14 protein-coding genes and 1 pseudogene are annotated in these 20,164 nt (G+C 64.6%); 11 read left to right on the top strand and 4 right to left on the bottom strand.

Annotation, left to right across the window (positions count from 1 at the left end; all coding sequences use genetic code 11):
* Positions 1-72: 72 nt before the first annotated feature.
* The 4 genes from VRB54_RS23865 to tssA form a co-directional block, all read right to left on the bottom strand.
* On the bottom strand, positions 73-561 hold the full coding sequence (locus VRB54_RS23865; protein WP_338478983.1) for a type VI secretion system tube protein Hcp: 489 nt from the start codon (positions 559-561) through the stop codon (positions 73-75).
* A 170-nt stretch (positions 562-731) separates the two neighbouring features.
* Positions 732-2,228, bottom strand: coding sequence for a type VI secretion system contractile sheath large subunit (gene tssC / locus VRB54_RS23860; protein ID WP_057006334.1), 1,497 nt, complete (start codon positions 2,226-2,228; stop codon positions 732-734).
* Positions 2,229-2,230: 2 nt separating this feature from the next.
* Entirely contained in the window at positions 2,231-2,737 is a 507-nt protein-coding gene (gene tssB / locus VRB54_RS23855) for a type VI secretion system contractile sheath small subunit (RefSeq protein WP_338478982.1), read from the bottom strand.
* A gap of 54 nt (positions 2,738-2,791) precedes the next feature.
* A complete protein-coding gene (gene tssA / locus VRB54_RS23850) occupies positions 2,792-3,811 on the bottom strand; it encodes a type VI secretion system protein TssA (RefSeq protein WP_338478981.1) in 1,020 nt (339 codons plus the stop codon).
* 393 nt (positions 3,812-4,204) lie between these two features.
* Here tssA and tagH point away from each other — a divergent pair, with 393 nt between their 5' ends.
* From tagH to VRB54_RS23795, 11 genes and pseudogenes are all read left to right on the top strand, one after another.
* Positions 4,205-5,506, top strand: coding sequence for a type VI secretion system-associated FHA domain protein TagH (gene tagH, locus VRB54_RS23845; protein ID WP_338478980.1), 1,302 nt, complete (start codon positions 4,205-4,207; stop codon positions 5,504-5,506).
* Positions 5,507-5,561: 55 nt separating this feature from the next.
* A pseudogene (tssJ, locus tag VRB54_RS23840) lies at positions 5,562-6,070 on the top strand (type VI secretion system lipoprotein TssJ).
* 18 nt (positions 6,071-6,088) lie between these two features.
* A complete protein-coding gene (tssK, locus tag VRB54_RS23835; protein WP_231422294.1) occupies positions 6,089-7,423 on the top strand; it encodes a type VI secretion system baseplate subunit TssK in 1,335 nt (444 codons plus the stop codon).
* Between the two features lie 6 nt (positions 7,424-7,429).
* Entirely contained in the window at positions 7,430-8,719 is a 1,290-nt protein-coding gene (locus VRB54_RS23830) for a DotU family type VI secretion system protein (RefSeq protein ID WP_338478979.1), read from the top strand.
* Complete coding sequence (gene tssM / locus VRB54_RS23825) at positions 8,716-12,216, top strand: type VI secretion system membrane subunit TssM (RefSeq protein WP_338478978.1); 3,501 nt, start codon at positions 8,716-8,718, stop codon at positions 12,214-12,216. The genes VRB54_RS23830 and tssM overlap by 4 nt, the downstream gene beginning before the upstream one ends.
* Complete coding sequence (tagF, locus tag VRB54_RS23820) at positions 12,213-12,866, top strand: type VI secretion system-associated protein TagF (protein ID WP_338478977.1); 654 nt, start codon at positions 12,213-12,215, stop codon at positions 12,864-12,866. Before tssM ends, tagF begins: the two co-directional genes overlap by 4 nt.
* Positions 12,867-13,586, top strand: coding sequence for a PP2C family protein-serine/threonine phosphatase (locus tag VRB54_RS23815; RefSeq protein ID WP_338478976.1), 720 nt, complete (start codon positions 12,867-12,869; stop codon positions 13,584-13,586). It begins immediately after the preceding gene.
* Positions 13,583-16,555: a serine/threonine-protein kinase gene (locus VRB54_RS23810; RefSeq protein ID WP_338478975.1), complete on the top strand. Its 2,973-nt coding sequence runs from the start codon at positions 13,583-13,585 to the stop codon at positions 16,553-16,555. Before VRB54_RS23815 ends, VRB54_RS23810 begins: the two co-directional genes overlap by 4 nt.
* Positions 16,555-17,259: an ABC transporter ATP-binding protein gene (locus VRB54_RS23805; protein ID WP_338478974.1), complete on the top strand. Its 705-nt coding sequence runs from the start codon at positions 16,555-16,557 to the stop codon at positions 17,257-17,259. Before VRB54_RS23810 ends, VRB54_RS23805 begins: the two co-directional genes overlap by 1 nt.
* On the top strand, positions 17,259-18,443 hold the full coding sequence (locus tag VRB54_RS23800; protein ID WP_338478973.1) for an ABC transporter permease: 1,185 nt from the start codon (positions 17,259-17,261) through the stop codon (positions 18,441-18,443). Before VRB54_RS23805 ends, VRB54_RS23800 begins: the two co-directional genes overlap by 1 nt.
* Complete coding sequence (locus tag VRB54_RS23795) at positions 18,436-20,148, top strand: formylglycine-generating enzyme family protein (RefSeq protein ID WP_338478972.1); 1,713 nt, start codon at positions 18,436-18,438, stop codon at positions 20,146-20,148. Before VRB54_RS23800 ends, VRB54_RS23795 begins: the two co-directional genes overlap by 8 nt.
* Positions 20,149-20,164: the final 16 nt, after the last annotated feature.

The raw sequence follows: 20,164 nt of genomic DNA, 5'->3' as shown, positions 1-20,164 counted from the left end.
TACCGAAGAGGAAAAGGTCGAATGCGAGCAAGCACCAAAACCCCCGGCGCGTAACGACGGGGGTGTGTTTTATCAACGCTTGGTGTTGGACCGGATGTTCCAGCCAAACTTGATCGGGCCGCCGTCTTTGGTGCCGTCGGCTTTCTGCGGCTGGTAGTCGACCAGCACCTGGGCGAAGTTCAGCGTGACGTTTTCGGTCAGGCGATCATCGCTGCCCGAACCGCCGGTGCTCAGGGACGTGACCAGCACTTCTTCCAGGTTGATCACCATGTACTCAACCTGGCTCTCGCCACCGGTCTTGCGCACGGTCAGCTTGACCTTGTCGATGTGCTTGCCGCTGGCGCAGTGCATCATCAGGTTGGGCGACGCCTTGTCGACGTACTTGGTCAGCGACAGGTCCTGGATATTCACCTTGCCGGCGCCGCCGCCACCGCCCACGTGCATGTTGCCGGACTGGGCCATGCCCCAGCTCCAGTTCAGCACGTCGATTTCGTCCTTGTGGGCCTTGTCCATGGACTCGCCCTTGATGTCGCCAATCTTGATGAAAATATCAACAGCCATGTTTTCTCCCTGTGTGGCCCAGGCCACTGAATTTGTTATGCCCCGAAAGGGGCAGTGCTTCTCTGTGGGAGGGGGCTTGCCCCGATGCAGGCAACTCGGTCTGTCAGGCCGATCGAGGTGATGCCATCGGGAGCAAGCCCCTCCCACAGAAGAGCTAGCTCAACGTTGGATCAGGCGCTTTTCGCCGAAGGCAGCTTCGAGACCAGACGCAACGACACCGTCAGCCCTTCAAGCTGGTAGTGCGGGCGCAGGTAGAACCTGGAGTTGTAGTAACCCGGGTTGCCCTCGACGTCTTCCACGATCACTTCGGCGGCAGCCAACGGGTGCTGGGCCTTGGTGGTTTCGGTGGAGTGCGCAGGGTCGCCGTCGACGTAGTTGAGGATCCAGTCCTGCAACCAGCGCTGCATCTCGTCCTTCTCTTTGAAGGAGCCGACCTTGTCGCGCACGATGCACTTCAAGTAGTGCGCGAAACGGCAGGTGGCGAACAGGTACGGCAGGCGCGCGGCCAGGTTGGCGTTGGCAGTGGCGTCCGGGTCGTCGTATTCGGCTGGTTTTTGCAGCGACTGGGCGCCGATGAACGCGGCGAAGTCGGTATTTTTCTTGTGCAGCAGCGGCATGAAACCGTTTTTGGCCAGTTCCGCTTCACGGCGGTCGCTGATGGCGATTTCGGTCGGGCACTTCATGTCCACGCCACCATCGTCGGTCGGGAACGTGTGCGCCGGCAGGTTTTCCACTTCGCCGCCGGACTCGATGCCACGGATGCGCGAGCACCAGCCGTAGTGTTTGAACGAACGGTTGATGTTCACCGCCATCGCGTACGCGGCGTTGGCCCAGGTGTACTTGGAGCTGTCGGCGCCGTCGGTGTTTTCTTCGAAGGCGAAGGCCTCCACCGGGTCGGTCTTGGCGCCGTACGGCAGGCGCGCGAGGAAGCGCGGCATGGTCAGGCCGATGTAGCGCGAGTCTTCCGATTCACGCAGCGAGCGCCAGCCGGCGTATTCCGGGGTGGTGAAGATCTTGGTCAGGTCGCGCGGGTTCGACAGCTCCTGCCACGAGCCCATGCCCATCACGGTCGGCGAGGCCGCAGCGATGAACGGAGAGTGCATGGCGGCACAGACTTTCGACAGCTCGCCCAGCAGCTCCACGTCCGGTGGCGACTGGTCGAAGTAGTAGTCGCCCACCAGGCAGCCATAAGGTTCGCCGCCGAACTGACCGTATTCCTCTTCGTACATCTTCTTGAAGATCGGACTCTGGTCCCACGCGGTGCCCTTGAATTTCTTCAAGGTCTTGTGCAGTTCGGGCTTGGAGATGTTGAGCACGCGAATCTTCAGCTGCTCATCGCTCTCGGTGTTGTTGACCAGGTAGTGCAGACCACGCCAGGCGCTTTCCAGTTGCTGGAAGTCCTGGTGGTGAATGATCTGGTTGACCTGGGCGGTGAGCTTGGCGTCGATGGCGGCGATGATCGATTCGATCGACTTGATCGCGTCGTTGGACACCAGATCGGTTTGCGCCAGAGCCTGTTCGGCCAGGGTGCGCACGGCGGTTTCCACGGCTTCGCGGGCACGCTCGGTCTTGGGCTTGAATTCCTGCATCAGCAGGGATGCGAACTCGCTGGTTTCTTCGGTGGCGCCCAGGTTGAGCGCGCCTTCGCGAACGGTAGTGTCGGTCATGATTACTGATCCCCTACAGGCTTCGGCGCGCTGGCAAGTGCCTGGAGCAGTGCCGGGTCCTTGATCGCCTTCATGATGATTTCTTCAGCGCCAGTCTTGCCGTCCATGTAGGTCAGCAGGTTGGCCAGTTGGGTGCGCGCTTCGAGCAGCTGGTTCAGCGAGTCGACCTTGCGCGCCACGGCGGCGGGGCTGAAGTCGTCCATGCTTTCGAAGGTGATGTCCAGGCTCAGGTTGCCTTCGCCGGTCAGTTCGTTGGGGACATGGAACGCTACGCGCGGCTGCATGGCCTTGAGGCGCGAGTCGAAGTTGTCGACGTCCACTTCAAGGAACTTGCGGTCGGCGACCGCCGCCAGAGGCTCGGCAGGCTTGCCGGCGAGGTCGGCCATCACGCCCATCACGAAGGGCAGCTGGACCTTTTTTTCGGCGCCGTAAAGCTCGACGTCGTACTCGATCTGCACCCGAGGCGCGCGGTTGCGCGCGATGAACTTCTGAGAACTTTGCTTCGCCACGTTGCTGCTCCTGGTCGCTTGAGCGACGGTGTTGTTACTGCTCAGTCAAGCGGCTTACTCGCCGTCCGGGCCGCGCAGGTTTTCAAATTGGGACATGCCGTCGGGAATCAGATTGCGCACGATGGCCGCGAAATCGGCGTGCACCAGATTCTTTGCGCGATTCAACAGCACCGGCAGCGGGCTCGAAGGCTCGTGCCGGGTGTAATACGCAAGGATCTTGTCGAGGCTGCGCAGCACGTCATCGCGGCTGGCGATATCGCCAGCCGGACGCGGTGCGGCCGGGGCTGCGGCGAAGTCGACCGAGGGGGCACTGTCGTCACTGACGGCCTCGGGTTCGCGGCTGCTGTCGGTGCCGGGCACCGCTTGATTGAGCAGGTGCAACGCCTGTTTGAGCGGCAGCTTCAAGGCGCTGAGGTCCACGCCCTGGGCGGAACCGACCTGATCGTTGACCTGTTGTTCGATGGCTTCGCAGGCGGCACGCGCCGCGCTCAGGGCGTCGCGGGTGGCTTGCAGCTGGTCGGGATCGCTGTCGAGGAACGCAGCGTTGAGTTGCTGCGCGCCGAGTTGCTCATCGGGGAAGCTCAGCAGGCCGCTGGCATTGAGCGCGGCGCGCAGGGTCACCGGGCCGAAGGTGCGTGAGCGCGTGAGGATGCTTTCGCGCAGCAGGCGGACGGTGGTGTCGCTGGCCAGGCCGGAGAGGGCGTTGATGCGCACGGTCGGGTCGTTGTCGTCGTCGGCATCCAGGCGCGGGTGCAGCTCGGCCCAGTATTGGCGCAGCAGCGCATCGATCAGCGTGAGGACGTCGGCCAGCCCCGCGACACCCTGGAGGGCGAGGGCGCTTTGCAGCAGAAAGTGGGTGATGCGCAGGTCTTTGCTGCGCTGCAGCAAGTCGAGGCTTTGCTGCTGGATGCTGCGCCACTCCGGGGGTTCGGCGGGCAGGATGGAGTCGCCCATGCTGCGCTCGGGCTGGCCCTTGGCATCACGTTCCAGTTGGAGAAATTGCGCGTCATATTCCATGTCTTCGCCACATGGCGAGTTCGCGGAAACGGCGGTGAGCAGCAACGGCACATCCACTGAAATTGATCTCCCTATCAGCCCGCTGGAGGGCGAGCAATTCATGCATTAGTTGCGCGAGGAACTTTGCATGGTTTCTTTGTCATATAAATCGCATGCCACTAATGTGACATCACGTCTATGCAAGAAGTTGTGCATTTTTGGTGTAGTAGTTACGCCTTGTCAAGGTAAGCTATTCGCCCTCTGTGACAGATGTGCGGTGCTTAACAACTTGTGCGACTGGCGGGTCGAGTGAAGCACCCCCGCAGGATTTTTGTCACAGAGCCCGGTTAAGATCAGCGATCATGCTGACAAAAGCAGGTTTCGAAGCTCGGTTGCGCGACCTGAAGGGGAATCTCGGGAAACGTTGTCCCGGGAATCGCCTGCGCGGCGAAGTATCAGCAAGGAGGCAAGATGTCGCTGTGTTTGACTATCACTAGTTATCACAAGATCACCCCTGGGCAATGCCCCGAAAAGTCCATTAATCAGGGCTCGATGGCGATCGGCCGCAGTTCGGAAAATGACTGGGTATTGCCTGATCCAGAGCGCCTGGTCTCCTCACAACATTGCGTTATTCAATACAAGGATGGCCGTTACTATTTAACCGATAACAGCACCAACGGTGTTGAATTGGTTAACGCCGGCATTCGTATGCGGCGCGGTAACAGCGAGCCGTTACAGGACGGCGAGTTGATCCGTATTGGTGATTACGAAATCCAGGCGCGCATCGATTTCAATGTGCAAGCCATTGATAGCCAAGCCTTTGCCGGTGACTCGCCGAACAGCTTCGAGGCGCTGATGGGCGCTGTTGCGAACACGCCCAAGGCCACGCCTGCGATTGCACCGCAGTTCCAGGGCGCCTCGTCGATGGACACCCTGCCGGACCTGTTCGACTTTCTCGCCCCCGCCGCCGTACCGCCGCCGACCGTGGCCGATCATGTGCCGTCCGAGCAACACGATTTCCGCCCACCCGCGCCCGTCGTCGCGTCGCTTGTCGAACCGCCTGGAGCGTCGGCTGCAGTGATTCCCGAAGACTGGGACCTGCTTGGCGACGCGCCGCCCCCCGCACCCATTATCACCGCGCCACCTGTGGTCGAGCCTGTGCTCCCCGTGGCCGAAACTCCGCCCCAGCCCGACCTTTTGCAAGCCTTCCTGCGCGGTGCCGGCCTTGACGCGCTGCGCCTGGACAACGCCGCCGCCAGCGCCCAGATGGAGAGCATCGGCCGCAGCTACCGGCTGATGGTCGAGGGCCTGATAGATGTGTTGCGTGCCCGCGCCAGCCTCAAGGGCGAGTTCCGCATGCAGCAGACCATGATCCAGCCCGCCGAAAACAATCCGTTGAAATTCGCCCCGAATGCCGACGAAGCGTTACTGCTGTTGCTGCGTCATGGCAACCAGGCGTTCATGGCGCCGGATGTGGCCGTGCGCGAGAGTTTCGATGACCTGCGCGCGCACCAGCTGGCGGTGATGGCCGGCGTGGAAGCGGCGCTCAAGCACTTGCTGGCGCGCTTTGAACCGGCGCAGCTGGAAGAGCGCATGGGCAAGCCCGGCGGGCTGTCGAGTCTTTTCAATGGTTCGCGTCAGGCCCAGTACTGGCAGCAGTTCACCGAGCTCTACAGCAATATTTCCCGCGAGGCCCAGGAAGATTTCCAGGACCTGTTCGGCCGCGAGTTCAGCCGGGCCTACGAGGAGCACAGTGCACGACAGCGTCGCTGACCCCGACGCGACCCAGGATTCAACGGATAGCCAAGTACGTCATTGAGGACACAGGATGATTTTCAGGTTTTTACTCGCAGCCGCCACCGCGCTGCTGCTGACGGCGTGTGCGAAGGATGCGGCCAGGCCCGAAAGCGCGGCTGACGCCGACGCGAACAGCGCCGCCATCACGCTGCATTTTCACGCCATTGCCGGGCTCAACCCCGGCGCCAATGGCCAGGCCGCGCCGGTACGGGTGCGCATTTTCGAACTGAAAAACGCCGCCACCTTCGCCCGCGCAGACTACTTCGCCCTGGCCGACCGCGCGCAGTCCACCCTCGGCCTCGACCTGCTGGACCAGGACGAAGTGATGGTACAGCCCGGCCAGCAACTGAGCATCCGGCGCCCCCTCGACCCCGCCACGCGCCAGGTTGGCCTGCTGGTGGGCTATCGCGAACTGGATCGCGCGCAATGGCGCACGGTGATCAACGTGCCGCCGCGCCAGAACACCGAACACCAGATCAGCCTCGATGTACGTGCCGTGCGCGCCGACGTCGTGGCTCCCCCTCCAGCCCTGCCCAATAAGAAATCATCGGAGCTCCCATGTCCTGGAACAATCGCGTGGTCTGGTCGGAAGGCATGTTCATCGGAACGCAGCACTTCCAGCAGCATGACCGTTACCTCGAGAACCTGATTGATGCTCGCAGCCGCCCGCTGTCTGCCGGCGCCTGGGGCTTTTCCGAGCTGCTGATCGACCAGGGCCTGCTGGCCCAGGGCAAGCTGGCGATTGTCTCGGCGCGGGGCCTGTTGCCCGATGGCACGCCGTTCAATATTCCTCAGGATGACCTGGCGCCAAGCCCGCTGAACATCGACGACAACCTGCGCGACGGCCTGGTGTACCTGGCCTTGCCGCTCAAGCGTGCCGGTGCGCGGGACACGGTAGAGGCCGGCGAAGCGCTGGAAGCAGCGCGTTACGTGAGCCAGGTGCGCGAAGTGCGCGACGATAACGCACCGTTCGAAAACCGCACACCCGTGGCCGTGGGCGCGCGTGCCTTGCGCCTGCTCATCGCCGAAGATGGCATCAGCGACTACGCCGCCGTGGGCCTGGTGCGCATCAAGGAAAAACGCGCCGACCGCGCCTTGGTGCTCGACGACACCTACATCCCGCCGGTGCTGGACGTGGCCGCCAGCAAACCGCTGAGCGCGTTTCGCAGTGAATTGCTCGGCCTGCTGCACCAGCGCGGCGAAGCCCTGGCCGGTCGCGTGGTGGCTTCGGGCGCTGGCGGCGCCTCGGAGATTGCCGATTTCATGCTGCTGCAACTGGTCAACCGTGCGCAGCCGCTGATCCAGCACCTGACCCAACTGAGCCCGCTGCACCCGGAGCGGTTCTTCAGCGAACTGGTGAGTCTGGCCGGTGAGTTCTCCACCTTTGCCACCTCGGGTCGACGCCCCCAGGAATACCCGCACTACCAGCACGACGACCTGGCCCTGAGCTTCGCTCCGGTGATGGCGGCGCTACGTGAAGCGCTGTCGATGCTGATCGACAGCAAGGCCACACCGATCCCGATTGTCGAGAAAGCCTACGGCGTGCACGTTGCCATGCTGGCGGACAAGACCCTGCTCGACAGTGCCAGCTTCATCCTCGTGGTGCGTGCCGATGTACCCGGCGAAACCCTGCGCGCGCGCTTCGGCCAGCAGAGCAAGGTCGGTTCGGTGGAGCACATCCGCGACCTGGTCAACCTGCAACTGCCGGGTATCGGCCTGCTGCCCTTGCCGGTGGCGCCGCGCCAACTGCCGTACCACGCAGGCTCCACCTACTACGAGCTGGACCGTGGCAGCGAACACTGGCAGCAACTGGGTAATTCCGGTGGGTTCGCCTTCCATATCGCCGGGCAGTTCCCGGGCTTGAACCTGGCCTTCTGGGCGATTCGAGGATAAACCGCGATGCATCCCAATGACGATGACCGCACCCAGTTCATGCCGCGCCCGGGTGGTCGCGCGCCGGAACCTGCGCGTGCCGAGCCTGCCCCGTTGGCAATGCCGGCGGCGCCGATTCTCACCGGCAAAAGCCAGGGCCTCAACCCGCTGGAAAGTGCTGCCGGCCCGCTGTTGGCGCTGCTGACGCGCCTGCGCAACACCATCGCCCACCCGGCACCGGCCAGCCTGCGCGCGCAGTTGCTGGCCTACCTGCGCCAGTTCGAAGAGCGCGCCGAAGCCGCCGGTATCCCGCGCAACGAAGTGCTGCTGGCGCGTTACGCGCTGTGCACCGCCCTCGATGAAGCCGTGCTCAGCACGCCGTGGGGCAGCACCAGTGACTGGGGTAAACAGAGCCTGCTGATCACCGTGCACAACGAAGCCTGGGGCGGCGAAAAGGTCTTTCAGTTGCTCGACCATTGCCTGCAAAGCCCACGGGAACGTCTGTACCTGCTGGAGCTGCTGTACTTGTGTCTGTGTCTGGGTTTCGAAGGTCGCTACCGCGTGATGAACGACGGTCGCAGCCAGCTCGAAGCGCTACGTGAGCGCACCGCCGCAGCGATTCGCAGTGCCCGTGGTGAGCATGAGCGCGAGCTGTCGCCGCACTGGCGCGGCGTGACCGTGGCGCGCGATCGCCTGGCGCAGTTCATGCCGCCGTGGATCGCCGTGGCCATTGGCTTGGCGCTGCTGCTGGCGTTGCTGTTCGGCTTGCGCCTGAAGCTGGCCTCGGACGCGGAGCCGGTGTTCAAGAATATCCACGCCCTGGGCGAGATCCCGGTGCAGGCCATCGACCGTCCGGTGGCGCAGCCCAAAGTCATCGAACGGCCGCGCCTGGCGGGCTTTCTGGCCGAAGACATCAAGGCCGGTCGCGTTGCGGTGGAGGACAAGGTCGACCGCTCCGTGGTGACGATCAAGGGTGACGAGCTGTTCGCCTCGGCCAGCGCGAGCATCGTCGACAACTACCAGCCGTTGATGCTGCGCATCGCTGACGCCATCCGCAAGGTCAAGGGCCAGGTGCGTGTTACCGGCCACAGCGACAACCGCCCGATTGCCACGTTGCGCTTCCCGTCCAACTGGGCCTTGTCCGAAGCGCGGGCCAAGTCGGTACTGGAGATTCTCGCCGCCAAGACCGGCCAGGCCGAGCGCTTCAGTGCCGAAGGCCGCAGCGACACCGAACCGCTGGCGACCAACGCCACCGCAGAAGGCCGTGCCCGCAATCGCCGGGTTGAAATCACTGTATTGGCGGAGGGCGTCGAGTGAAGGCGTTTTTCAGTTTCATGATTCGCTGGGTGATCCCGCTGCTGGGCCTGATCGCCCTGAGCCTGATCATCTGGTTTGTCGGGCCGTTGCTCGACGTGCTGGTGCCCGAAGGACGGCGCTGGGCGCTGATCATCCTGGTGTTTGCGGTGTGGGTCGGCTACCGCGTGTGGCGCATCATTCAGGCCCGCCGGCAGGCCGCCGAAGTGCTGCGCAGCCTCGCTGCCGACACCCCGGCGGACCCCAACAGCGTGGCCACTGCCGAAGAATTGTCGACCCTGCGCCAGCGCATGGACGAAGCCCTGGCGCTGCTGAAAAAAGCCAAGCTGGGCGGTGATGAGCGGCGCAACCTCTACGAGCTGCCGTGGTACGTGATCATCGGGCCGCCGGGGTCTGGCAAGACCACCGCGCTGGTCAATTCCGGCCTGCATTTTCCGCTGGCCGCCCAGCTCGGCGCCGGCGCGGTACGTGGGGTTGGCGGCACGCGCAATTGCGATTGGTGGTTTACCGATCAGGCGGTACTGCTCGACACCGCCGGCCGCTACACCACCCAGGACAGCAACTCGACGGTGGACAAGGCCGCGTGGCTGGGCTTTCTCGACCTGCTGAAAAAGCAGCGCTCGCGTCGCCCCATCGACGGTGCGTTCATCGCCATCAGTCTGTCGGATTTGCTGCTCGGCACCGACGCCGAGCGCGCCGCCCACGCTGCGGCAATCCGTCTGCGTATCCAGGAGCTGTACACCCAGTTGGGCGTGCGCTTCCCGATCTACCTGATGCTGACCAAGCTCGACCTGGTGCCGGGCTTCATGGAGTTCTTCGACAACCTGAGCAAGGAGGACCGCGCCCAGGTGTGGGGCATGACCTTTGCCCTGGACGAGGGGAAAAACAGCGACAGCCCGCTAGCCCATCTGCAGAGCGAATTTGCCGGCCTGGAACAGCGTCTCAACGAGCGCCTGGTGGAGCGCCTGCAACAGGAACGCGACCCGGCGCGGCGCGACCTGATCTACGGCTTCCCGCAGCAGTTCGGTGCGCTGAAGGATTGCCTGCAAAGCTTCCTCGAAGGCGTGTTCAAGCCCAATGCGTTCGAAGAGCGCGTGCTGTTGCGCGGCGTTTACTTCACCAGCGGCACTCAGGAAGGCAGCCCGATCGATCGCCTGATCGGTGCGATGGCCCAGAGCATGAACCTGGACCGCCAGCACCTGGCACGCCAGAGCGGCACCGGGCGCAGTTACTTCATCGAAAAACTCTTCACCGCCGTGGCGTTTGCCGAGCGTGGACTGGTTGGCGTGAACCCGAAGGTCGAGCGGCGGCGCAAATGGCTGGCGCGCGGCGTTCTCGCGGCCACTGTGGCGCTGGTCGTTGTGGTCAGCGCTGTGTGGTGGGTGAGTTATCGTGCCAACCAAGCCTATATCGCCCAGGTCGACCAGAAGGTCGCGCCCCTGGGCCAGACCGTGCAGAACCTCAGCCCGGCACAGCGCGACGTGCTCGCCGTACTGCCGCTGCTCAATGCGGTGAAGAACCTGGCGGGCGACTCGCCCAGTTGGTCCGAAGGCCTGGGGCTGTATCAGGGCGACATGCTCGAAGCCGAATCCGCCAGTGTCTACCGCAAGCTGTTGATCGCCGTGTTTGCGCCCCGTCTGGTGACGCGCATCGAAGAGCAACTGCACGGCGGCGGCAATTCGGACTTCCTGTACGAAGGCCTCAAGGCCTATCTGATGCTGGCTGACAGCGAGCATTACGACCCGGACTTCATCAAGGCCTGGATTGCGCTGGACTGGGACCGCAACCTGCCACGGGACCTGCCGGCCGATCAGCGCCAAGCGCTGACCGGGCATTTGCAGGCGCTGTTCGACCGCCATCCGCCGAATGCGCGACTGGACCCGCGCCTGATCGACGACCTGCGTCGCCAGTTGCAGCAACTGCCGGTGGCCCAGCGCGTGTATGACCGGGTCAAGCGCCAGAAACTGCCGGACGGCATCCCGGACTTTCGCCTCAACGAGGCGGCCGGGCGAGATGCCGCGCTGGTGTTCAGCCGCAAGAGCGGCAAGCCGTTGGGCGAGCCATTGAGTGGGTTTTTTACCGCCAAGGGGTATCGCCAGGCGTTCCTGCTGAGCAGTCTCAACCAGACCGGCACCCTTGCGGAAGAGCAATGGGTACTGGGCAATGAACCGGCCGATCAACAGAACGTGGTGAGCCTGGCCGCCGACGTGCGCCGCTTGTACTTCCAGGATTACCAACGCCAGTGGGATGCGTTGCTCGCGGACATCGATTTCGTGCCCATCACCAGCGTGGCCCAGGCGGCCGATGTGCTGCGGGTGATCTCCGGGCCGACGTCGCCGCTGAAAAAACTGCTGGTGGCGGTGGCCAGGGAAACCGACCTGCAAGCCGAAGAGCGTCAGTTGGTGGCCAAGGGCGTGCCGGTGGAAGGCGGCGTCGACAAGCTCAAGGAGCGCCTGGGCAGCCTGCTCGGCCAGGAACAACCGACCGCCAACACCCCGGCGGCGGCGGATGATCCGGTAACCGCGCATTTTGCTGAACTCAACAGCATCGTCAGCAAAAACGAAGGCGAACCCGCTGCCATCGACGGCCTGCTCGCGGACATGAACGCGCTGTATGTGCAGGTCAGTGCGATGGTCGGCGCCAGCGGCGACGCGCTGCTGGGCGAGGCGAAGAATCAGGCCGCTGCTGCGGCCACGCGGGTCAGTCTGAATGCCGAACGTCAGCCGCCGCTGGTGCAGGGCATGGTCAAGTCGGTGGTCAACTCCACCACCAACAGCATGATGGGCGGGGTGCGTAACCAACTGAACGCGGCCTGGGTCAGCGAGGTGGTCAATGTGTACCGCCAGTCGTTGGCCGGGCGCTATCCGATGTCACCGGGCAGCGCGCGCGACGCGACCCTGGATGACTTCGGCCAGTTCTTCGGCGTGGGCGGGGTGATGGACAACTACTTTCGCAAGTACCTGCAGCCTTACGTGGACACGTCGAGCCAGACCTGGCGCTGGCAGCCGGGCGCGGCGCAGAAGCTCGGGATCGCCCCGGGCGTGCTGCAAACCTTCCAGCGTGCGGCGGCGATTCGTGACGCGTTCTTTAGAGCGGGGGGCACCCAGCCCATCGTGCGCTTTGAACTCAAGCCGGTGTCGATGGACCCGACCATCACCCAATTTCTGCTCGACCTCGACGGCCAGCAATTGAGCTACGACCACGGCCCGAGTCGCCCGGTGGCGATGCAATGGCCGAACCCCGGCAGCATTGGCGTGGTGCGCATTTCCATCATGCCGCCGTCGGCCAGTGGCCGCTCCGGTGTGACGCTGGACGGCCCGTGGGCGTGGTTCCGCCTGCTGGAGCAATCGGACCTTACCGCCGGCAACTCGCCGGACCGTTTCAACCTGCGCCTGCGGGTGGACGGTGCGAGCATCGCCTACGAACTGCGCGCCAACAGTGCGTTCAACCCGTTCAAAAGCCGCGTACTCAGTGGCTTCAGCCTGCCGGAGCGGCTATGACCGCCCTGGGCTTCTACGGCAAGTTGGCCAGCCGAGGCGATTTTGTCAGCCGCGCCTTGCCCCAGAGTTTTGTCGGCCCGTGGGACAGCTGGCTGGCGGCGGGTCTGCTCGCCAGCCAGAACAGCCTGGGCGGCGACTGGCTCAACGTCTACCTGGTGAGCCCGCTGTGGCGCTTTGTGCTGGCGCCGGGCGTGTGCGGGCCGGATGCTGCGGCGGGCGTGGTGATGCCGAGCATCGATCGGGTGGGGCGCTATTTCCCGCTGGCGGTGGTGGCCTTGCTCGATCACGACACCAACCCGGCTTCGCTGGTGGGTGGGCCGGATGCCTGGTTCGAACAGGCCGAAGAACTGTTGCTGAGCACCCTGGATGCCGGCGCTACCTTCGAAGGTTTCAATGCCGGGCTCGACCGGCTTGGCGTGCCGGCGACCGAACCGCGTGCGGTCGACAGCCGTTTCGCCGGCCTGCAACGGGTGGCTGCCACCTTGCCCCACGGGCGACTGGCCGCGCTGGCCGAACAGGCCTGCGAGGGTGCCAGCCTGTGGTGGGGCCGTGGTTCGCAGCGGATCGCCCCCAGTTTATTACGGTGCCAGGGCTTGCCTGCCACCGACGATTTTGCGCAGTTTTTGCTCGGACAAGAAGGTGTGGTGTAGATGGGGTCGACGTACAAATCCGCGAGCAAAAGCCATGTGGGCATGGTGCGCCAAGTCAATGAAGACGCGTGCCTGGACCTGCCGGAAAACCGCCTGTGGGTGGTGGCCGACGGCATGGGCGGGCACGCGGCGGGGGACTATGTCAGCAGCCTGATCGTCGACAGCCTGCGCAGTGTGGCGATGGGCCGTTCCCTCGACGAATACACAGCGGCGCTGCGCAACGATCTGGTCCGCATCAACACGGCCGTGCGCGAAGAAACTGCCAACCGTGGCGTCAGCCTGATGGGCAGCACCGTGGTGCTGCTCGCCGCCCGTGGCCTGCGCGGCGTGTGCCTGTGGGCCGGCGACAGTCGCCTGTATCGCCTGCGCGACGGCGTGCTCGACAGCATCTCCCGCGACCACAGCTACGTGCAGGACCTGCAGGATAGCGGCCTGCTCAGCGAAGCCGATGCCCGCACGCACCCGCGCGCCAATATCGTCACCCGCGCCGTGGGCGTGGAGGCCCAGTTGAACCTGGCGGCGGTGGAGCTGCTGATCGCTCCCGGCGACAGCTACCTGTTATGCAGCGACGGCCTGACCAAGACCGTCGAAGATCACGAAATCCGCGAAGTACTCGGCCACAACGCACCCGATGAAATCGTGCGCAGCCTGGTGCACCTGGGGCTCAACCGGGGCGCGCCGGACAACATCACCGCCATCGTCGTGAAGGTATCGGCATGAACATCCTGATCCCGGGTTACGACATCGACGGCGAGATCGGCGAAGGCGCCATGGCCAGCGTGTACCTGGCGACACAGCGTTCGCTGGAGCGCAAGGTCGCCCTGAAAGTGATGGCGGCGGCGCTGGCGGCCGACCCGAGTTTCTGCGAGCGCTTCCTGCGCGAAGGCAAGACCCTGGCGCGGCTGTCGCACCCGCACACGGTGACCATCCATGACATCGGCAATGTCGGTGAGCTGTATTACATGGCCATGGAATACCTGCCCAACGGCACGCTCAAGGAGCGCATCGCCGCCGGCATGACGCCGCAGCAGGGGGTGACGCTGATCCGCCAGATTGCCTCGGCGCTGGGGTATGCCCATGCCCAGGGTCTGGTGCACCGTGACGTCAAGCCGGCGAACATCCTGTTTCGCGCCGATGGCACAGCGGTGTTGTCGGACTTCGGCATCGCCAAGTCCCTCGACGACCGCACCCAGTTCACCCAGGCCGGGTTTGCCGTGGGCACGCCGAGTTACATGAGCCCGGAGCAGGCGCGGGGCCAGGAGATCGATGGCCGCGCCGATCTGTACGCGCTGGGCGTGGTGCTCTACGAAATCCTCGTTGGCAAGCTGCCCTACAACGGCACCGACGCACTCTCCACGGCGCTGGCGCACCTCACCGAACCGTTGCCGGAATTGCCGGTGCACCACGGGCGTTATCAGGGTGTGCTGCGCAAGCTGCTGGCCAAGGACCCGGCCGAGCGGTTCGCGGATGCGGCGGCGTTGCTGGTTGCGCTCGATCAACTGCCGATGGATTCCCCGGAGGCCACCCTGGTGCGGCCGCTGCCGATGCCGATGAGTTTCGACCTGGCGGGCATCACGCCCGAATCCATCGAGATCCCGACCGCCAAGCCGCAACCGCAAGTGGTGCGTCAGCCGGTGGTGACGCCGACCCAGCATCGCGCGGTGTCCGAACAGCACCGTGGGCCGGTGTTGGCCCTGGCCGCCGTGGCGGTTGCCGTGGCGCTGGCCATTGGCGGCGCGAGCTTCTGGTGGTTGAGCGGCAACGATGAGCCGGCCACGCCGCCAGCGGCCGCAGTACCCAAGGCCGTCACGGCACCTGCGGCGGTGGCCGAGGCGGATGGCGGCCAGCGCCCGCTGTTGATGGCCGGCAAGAAAACCCTGTTCCAGCGCGTGCTCAGCAAGCCCGGGGCAACGCTTGCAAGCGACGCCGGCGGTGCGTCCGGCAAGGCGCTCCCGGCGTTCTCCGTGCTCTACGTGTACCAGCGCAAGACGGCCGGCGGCCAGCCCTGGGTGCGCGTGGGCGCTGCCACCGATGGACGCAGCGACGGTTGGTTGCCGGCCTCCCAGGTCAGCGACTGGAAACAGAGCCTGGTGCTCAAGTTCACCGAACGTTCGGGCCGTGCGCCGGTGATGTTCCTGCGCCAGCCCGGCGAGGTGGAAAAGCTGCTGGCGGACCCGTCTGCCGCGAAAAGTGCCCTGGCCAGGGCGCAGAAAAACAGCGACGACAATCAACAGGTGCTGGCTCTTGAACCTGCCGCCAGCGCCGTGCCGCAGAACCAGTTCTACCTGTTGCCGATCTTCGATTCCAAAGAGAGCTTCGACGAAAACGGCCAGCCGGTGCAGTTGCTCAACGTGGCGTCCATCGATCCCGGCAGCAGCGCCGTGGCCAGGCCCGCCACGCCTGCAATCAACGCCGATGCCTTCCGCACCGCGGTGGTGATGGTGGTGGATACGACCGTGTCGATGCAGCCCTACATCGACCAGATTCGCGACGTGGTGCACGAGCTGCAAACCCGCATCGCCGAGCGCGGCGAGCTGGATAGCGTCAGCTTTGGCCTGGTGGGCTTTCGCAACAGCATCAAGAAAACCCCTGGCCTGGAATACGTGGCCAAGACCCTGATCAGCCTCGATCAGGGTCGCGACCCGCAGCGGTTTCTCGACATGGCGCGCCAGGTCAAGGCCTCCACCGTGTCGAGCCATTCATTCAACGAAGACGCGTTTGCCGGGGTGATGCAGGCAGTGGAAGGCATGGACTGGTCCGGCTACGGCGGGCGCATCATCCTGCTGGTGACCGATGCAGGCGCGCTGCGCAAGAACGATCCGTTCGCCGCCACCCAGATGAACGAAGCCGAAGTGCGCCAGGCCGCGCTGGGCAAGCAGATCAAGGTCTACGCCCTGCACCTGCGCACCGATGCCGGCAAGAAAACCCATGCCGGCGCCGAGAGCCAGTACCGCATCCTTACGGCCGACGCCAACCCGCAGATCGGCGACCTGTATACGCCGGTGCCCGGTGGTGATGTGCGCAAACTGGGCGAGCGTGTCGATGAGATCGGCACGGTGTTCGCCAACCTGGTGCACCAGGTGCGCAGCAACACGCCGCAGCCGGTGCCGTTGTTGAGCGCTGCCCCGAGTCTGGCGGACAAGTCGGCAGCGGTGGGCTATGCGATGCACATGGATTTCCTTGGCCGCAAGACCGCGAGCCAGGCGCCGCAACTGGTGAGCGCCTGGACCGCCGACCGTGACCTCACCAACCCGGCGCTGCCGGCGTTCCAGGTGTGCGTGATGCTGACCAAGTTGCAGCTCAACGACTTGCAGCAGTCGCTGAAACTGATCGTCGATGCCGCACGCAAGACCCAGACCTCGCCCAAGGACTTCTTCCAGGAAATCGCCAGCGCTTCGGCCTACATGAGCCGCGACCCGCAAGCCTTGCGCAAGGGCGGTAACCTGGCCGACGGCGGCATTCTTGGTGAATACCTGGAGGGCCTGCCGTATCGCAGCAAGTCGCTGAACATGACTCAGGACCTGTGGTTGTCGCTGAGCGTGGCCGAGCAGGAAGACTTTATCGACGAGCTGGATTCGAAAATCCGCCTCTACGAAACCTTTCACAATGACCTGGCCAACTGGGTCCGATTCGGCGATGCCGAGCCGGGCGATGCGTTGTACCGCGTGCCTTTGTCGACGCTGCCGTGATGCTGAACCTCTGCGCGGTGCACAAGAGCCGGGGCGTCGGCAGCCAGCGCTACAGCCTGGTGATTCCGGCGCTGGCGTTGCGTGCCGGTGAGCAAGTGGCAATTGTGGGCCCCAGTGGCTGTGGCAAAAGCACCTTGCTGGACCTGCTGGCGCTGGTGCTGGCGCCTGATCAGGTGGGCCGGTTTGAATTTCATCAACAGGACATCGGCGGGCTGTGGCGCGCCGATCGGCAATCGGCCCTGGCCGCGCTGCGCAGCCGTCACCTGGGCTATGTGCTGCAAACCGGTGGCCTGCTGGGGTTTCTCGATGTGCGCGGCAATATCGCCTTGCCCAGGCAACTGCTGGGGCTCGAGGACGACGGCAGCGTGGCGCGATTGGCCGAGCAACTGGGCATCAGCGATCAGATGGGCAAGTCGCCTGCCGCGCTGTCGGTGAGCCAGCGCCAACGGGTGAGCTGCGCGCGCGCCCTGGCCCATGCGCCGCAATTGGTGCTGGCGGACGAGCCGACCGCTTCGCTCGACCCGCTGAACGCCGAGCGGGTGATGCAGGCGCTGCTGGATCGGGCCCGTGAGCAGCGTGCTGCCTGCGTGATCGCCACCCATGACGAACCGCTGGCCCGCGCCAGCGGCTTGCCGGTGCGGCGCATCAGTTGCCGGCGCGATGCCGATGGCGGCGTCACCGCAACCCTCGGGGAGGCCTGCTGATGCGCATCGCTCTGGTGGCCTCGCTCGCCTGGCAGGACTACCGCAGGGACGCCTGGCTGTCGGCCTGTTCGGTGCTGGCGCTGGTAGCGGTGATCGCGCCGTTGCTGGTGTTGTTCGGCCTGAAATTTGGACTGGTCAGCAGTTTGACCGAACGCCTGGAGACGGACCCCTCCACCCGTGAAATTATTCCGCTGGGTGGTGGTCGATTCAGCAGCGCATTGATCGAGCAGCTCGGCCAGCGCCCCGATGTGTCATTTGCCATCCCGCGTACGCGGCAGATTGCGGCGACGGCGCAGGTGGGCGCACTGGTGCTGGAAATGCTGCCGACCGCAGCGGGTGATCCATTGTTGGATGGTTTGCCAATCCCGAAAGGCCTGGACCAGATCGTGTTGAGCCATACCGCCGCCGAGAGGCTCGCGGCGCGGCCGGGGGATCTGTTGGAGGCCCGCTTCGCCCGTCAGGTAGCGGGGCGTGTGGAAGAACAGCGCACGCGGGTGCAGGTGCTGGCGGTGTTGCCGCTGGAAGCCTTCGCCCGTGACGGTCTGTTTGCCGACCTGGCCTTGCTCGAAGCGGCGGAAGATTACCGCGATGGCCGCGCGGTGCCGGCATTGGGTTGGCCGGGTGATGAGGTTAGTGCGGTCGAGCAGCGGGTGTATCCGGCGTTCCGCCTGTACGCGCGCAGCCTCGCTGATGTGGAGTCGCTGCGGGTGTATTTCGCCGGGCAGAACCTGTTGGTATCGACCCAGGCGAACACCATCGCCCAGGTGCAGTCGTTAAGCCGCAACCTGTCGATCGTATTCTGGATCATCGCCGGGTTGGCCCTGGCGGGTGCGTTTGCGGCGATGCTTGCCGGTGCGTTGGCGGCGGTGGCGCGCAAGCGGCGCGAATTGTCGGTGCTGCGCCTGTTGGGGTTTTCCACCGCCGCGCTGTTGTTGTTTGTGATGGTGCAGGCGCTGTACAGCGCAGGCATTGCCGCCGTACTCAGTGCCGGGCTGTATGGCCTGGCCGAGACAGGTTTGAATCGGCTGTTCGTGCAGGTGCCGGGCGAGCATGCCAGCTACTTGCTGGCGCGGCATTACGGCGTGGCACTGGTGGCCGTGCTCGGCGTGAGCGCCGTGGCGGCGGCGTGTGGCGGTTGGCGAGTGTCACGTATCCAGGCTTCTGAAGGAATCAGAGATGTATAAATTACTGGGCGCCTGCGTGGCGCTGAGCCTGGCCTCGCTGGCCTGGGCCGATGAGGCAAGCGACAAGCTCGACAATCCAAAACCGTTGCCGGACGACGTGAGCCTGCCGCTGCCCTGCGACGGCAACATGGTGTTCCGCTACGCCTACGTGCTGGCCCAGGGCACTCTGGACGACCGCGAGATCAGCCTCGGCTATCCCTTTGCCGAAGGCGAGGCCGGCTACCAGCAGTCGTTTATCTCCGGCTACCGCCGCGACTTCATCAACGGCCAGTTCACCCTCAAGGATTTGCCGCAGGGCTGGAACAAGGTCATCGCGCCCTTGATGCCCAAGACCGACGCCAAGACTCCGCTCAAGCCGATGCTCTACTTCATCGGCAAGTACGAAGTGACTGCGCGCCAGTACGCCCAGGTCATGGCCCAGGCGCAGTCCCTGGCCAGTGGCGAGCCTGCGCCTGCGTGCGATGCGCCCAGCGGCATGGCCGGGCGTTTGCCCAAGGTGAAGCTGTCGCGCTTTGAGGCCGAGCGCTTCTCGGCGGTGTACAGCGCCTGGCTGATGAAACACCACCGAGACCTGCTGCCAGTGAGCGGTCGCGGCACCTCGGCCGAGGACGGCGGCCTGGGCTTTGTGCGCCTGCCGACCGAAGTGGAATGGGAGTTCGCCGCACGCGGTGGTCAGGCGGTGAGCCGCCAGGACCTGGAAGGGCGGCTGTTTCCGCGTCGCCTGGAAGGCAGCGAAAGCGATGGCCCGCTGGCCGATTGGGCGGTGTTCAATCAGGTTGCCGGCGGCACCGGCCAGGCTGCGCGGCTGATGCCCATCGGCACAAAGTTGCCCAACCCAATCGGCCTGTTCGATGTGATCGGCAACGCGGCAGAAATGGTCCAGGAATCCTTCCAACTGGTGCACGCCGGTCGTCGCCAGGGCACCTATGGTGGTTTTGTGGTCAAGGGCGGCAACTACCTGGAAGGCGAGGGCACGCTGTTTACCGGCATGCGCCGCGAATACCCGCTGTTCGCCGCCGATGGCACCGAGCAAAGCAACGAGACCACGGGTTTTCGCGTGGCGATTGGCGCGCTGTCGGCACCGCGTTCTCGCTACAAGGAACTGTTTGCGCAGTGGCAGAAAGAAGGCCGACTGGCCTCGCTGACCGACGCCATCGACGACGCCCAGGACCCGACCAAGCGCCTGGACAGCATCATTGCCACCAGCGTCGATCCCAAGCTGCAAGCCGAGCTGGGGCTGGTCAATGAAGAGCTCAAGCGCAACGTCTCGCTGATCGCCCAGCAACGCGAGGAAGCGGCGGGCAACCTGATTCAGTCGGCGGCGCTGGTGGCCGAGACCATCGGCAACTACAACATCCGCCTGGCCAACCTGCAGAAGAGCCGTCAGCAGGCGCTGGACAACAAGGACACCGCCAGCGCCGAGCTGTTGGCCATGGCGATCACCAACGGCCGCAGCGCCCTCGACGGCGCGGTGGCGATCTACATCGATAACCTGGCGACCGGCACGCGCTACACCGATGCGGTGATCCAGGCGCAGTTTCAACGGATCAAGGAAGAGTTGGATCGCAAGCCAGTGCTCGGCAAGAGCCTGGTGACGCGCGCGACACTGTTCGTTCGCCATGTCGGCAACTACCGCAAGCAACAGCGGGCCGACCCGGCGGCGATCTTGAAGGAATTGCTCGCAGCGAGCGGTCAGCGGTCTTGACCGTTGGTTGCAGCGA

It is taken from the genome of Pseudomonas trivialis, from assembly GCF_036864995.1.
In the GTDB taxonomy this organism is placed as follows: Bacteria; Pseudomonadota; Gammaproteobacteria; order Pseudomonadales; family Pseudomonadaceae; genus Aquipseudomonas; species Aquipseudomonas trivialis.
The sequence above is the reverse complement of the archived record's forward strand: the minus strand, read 5'-3'. Positions and strand labels throughout refer to the sequence as shown.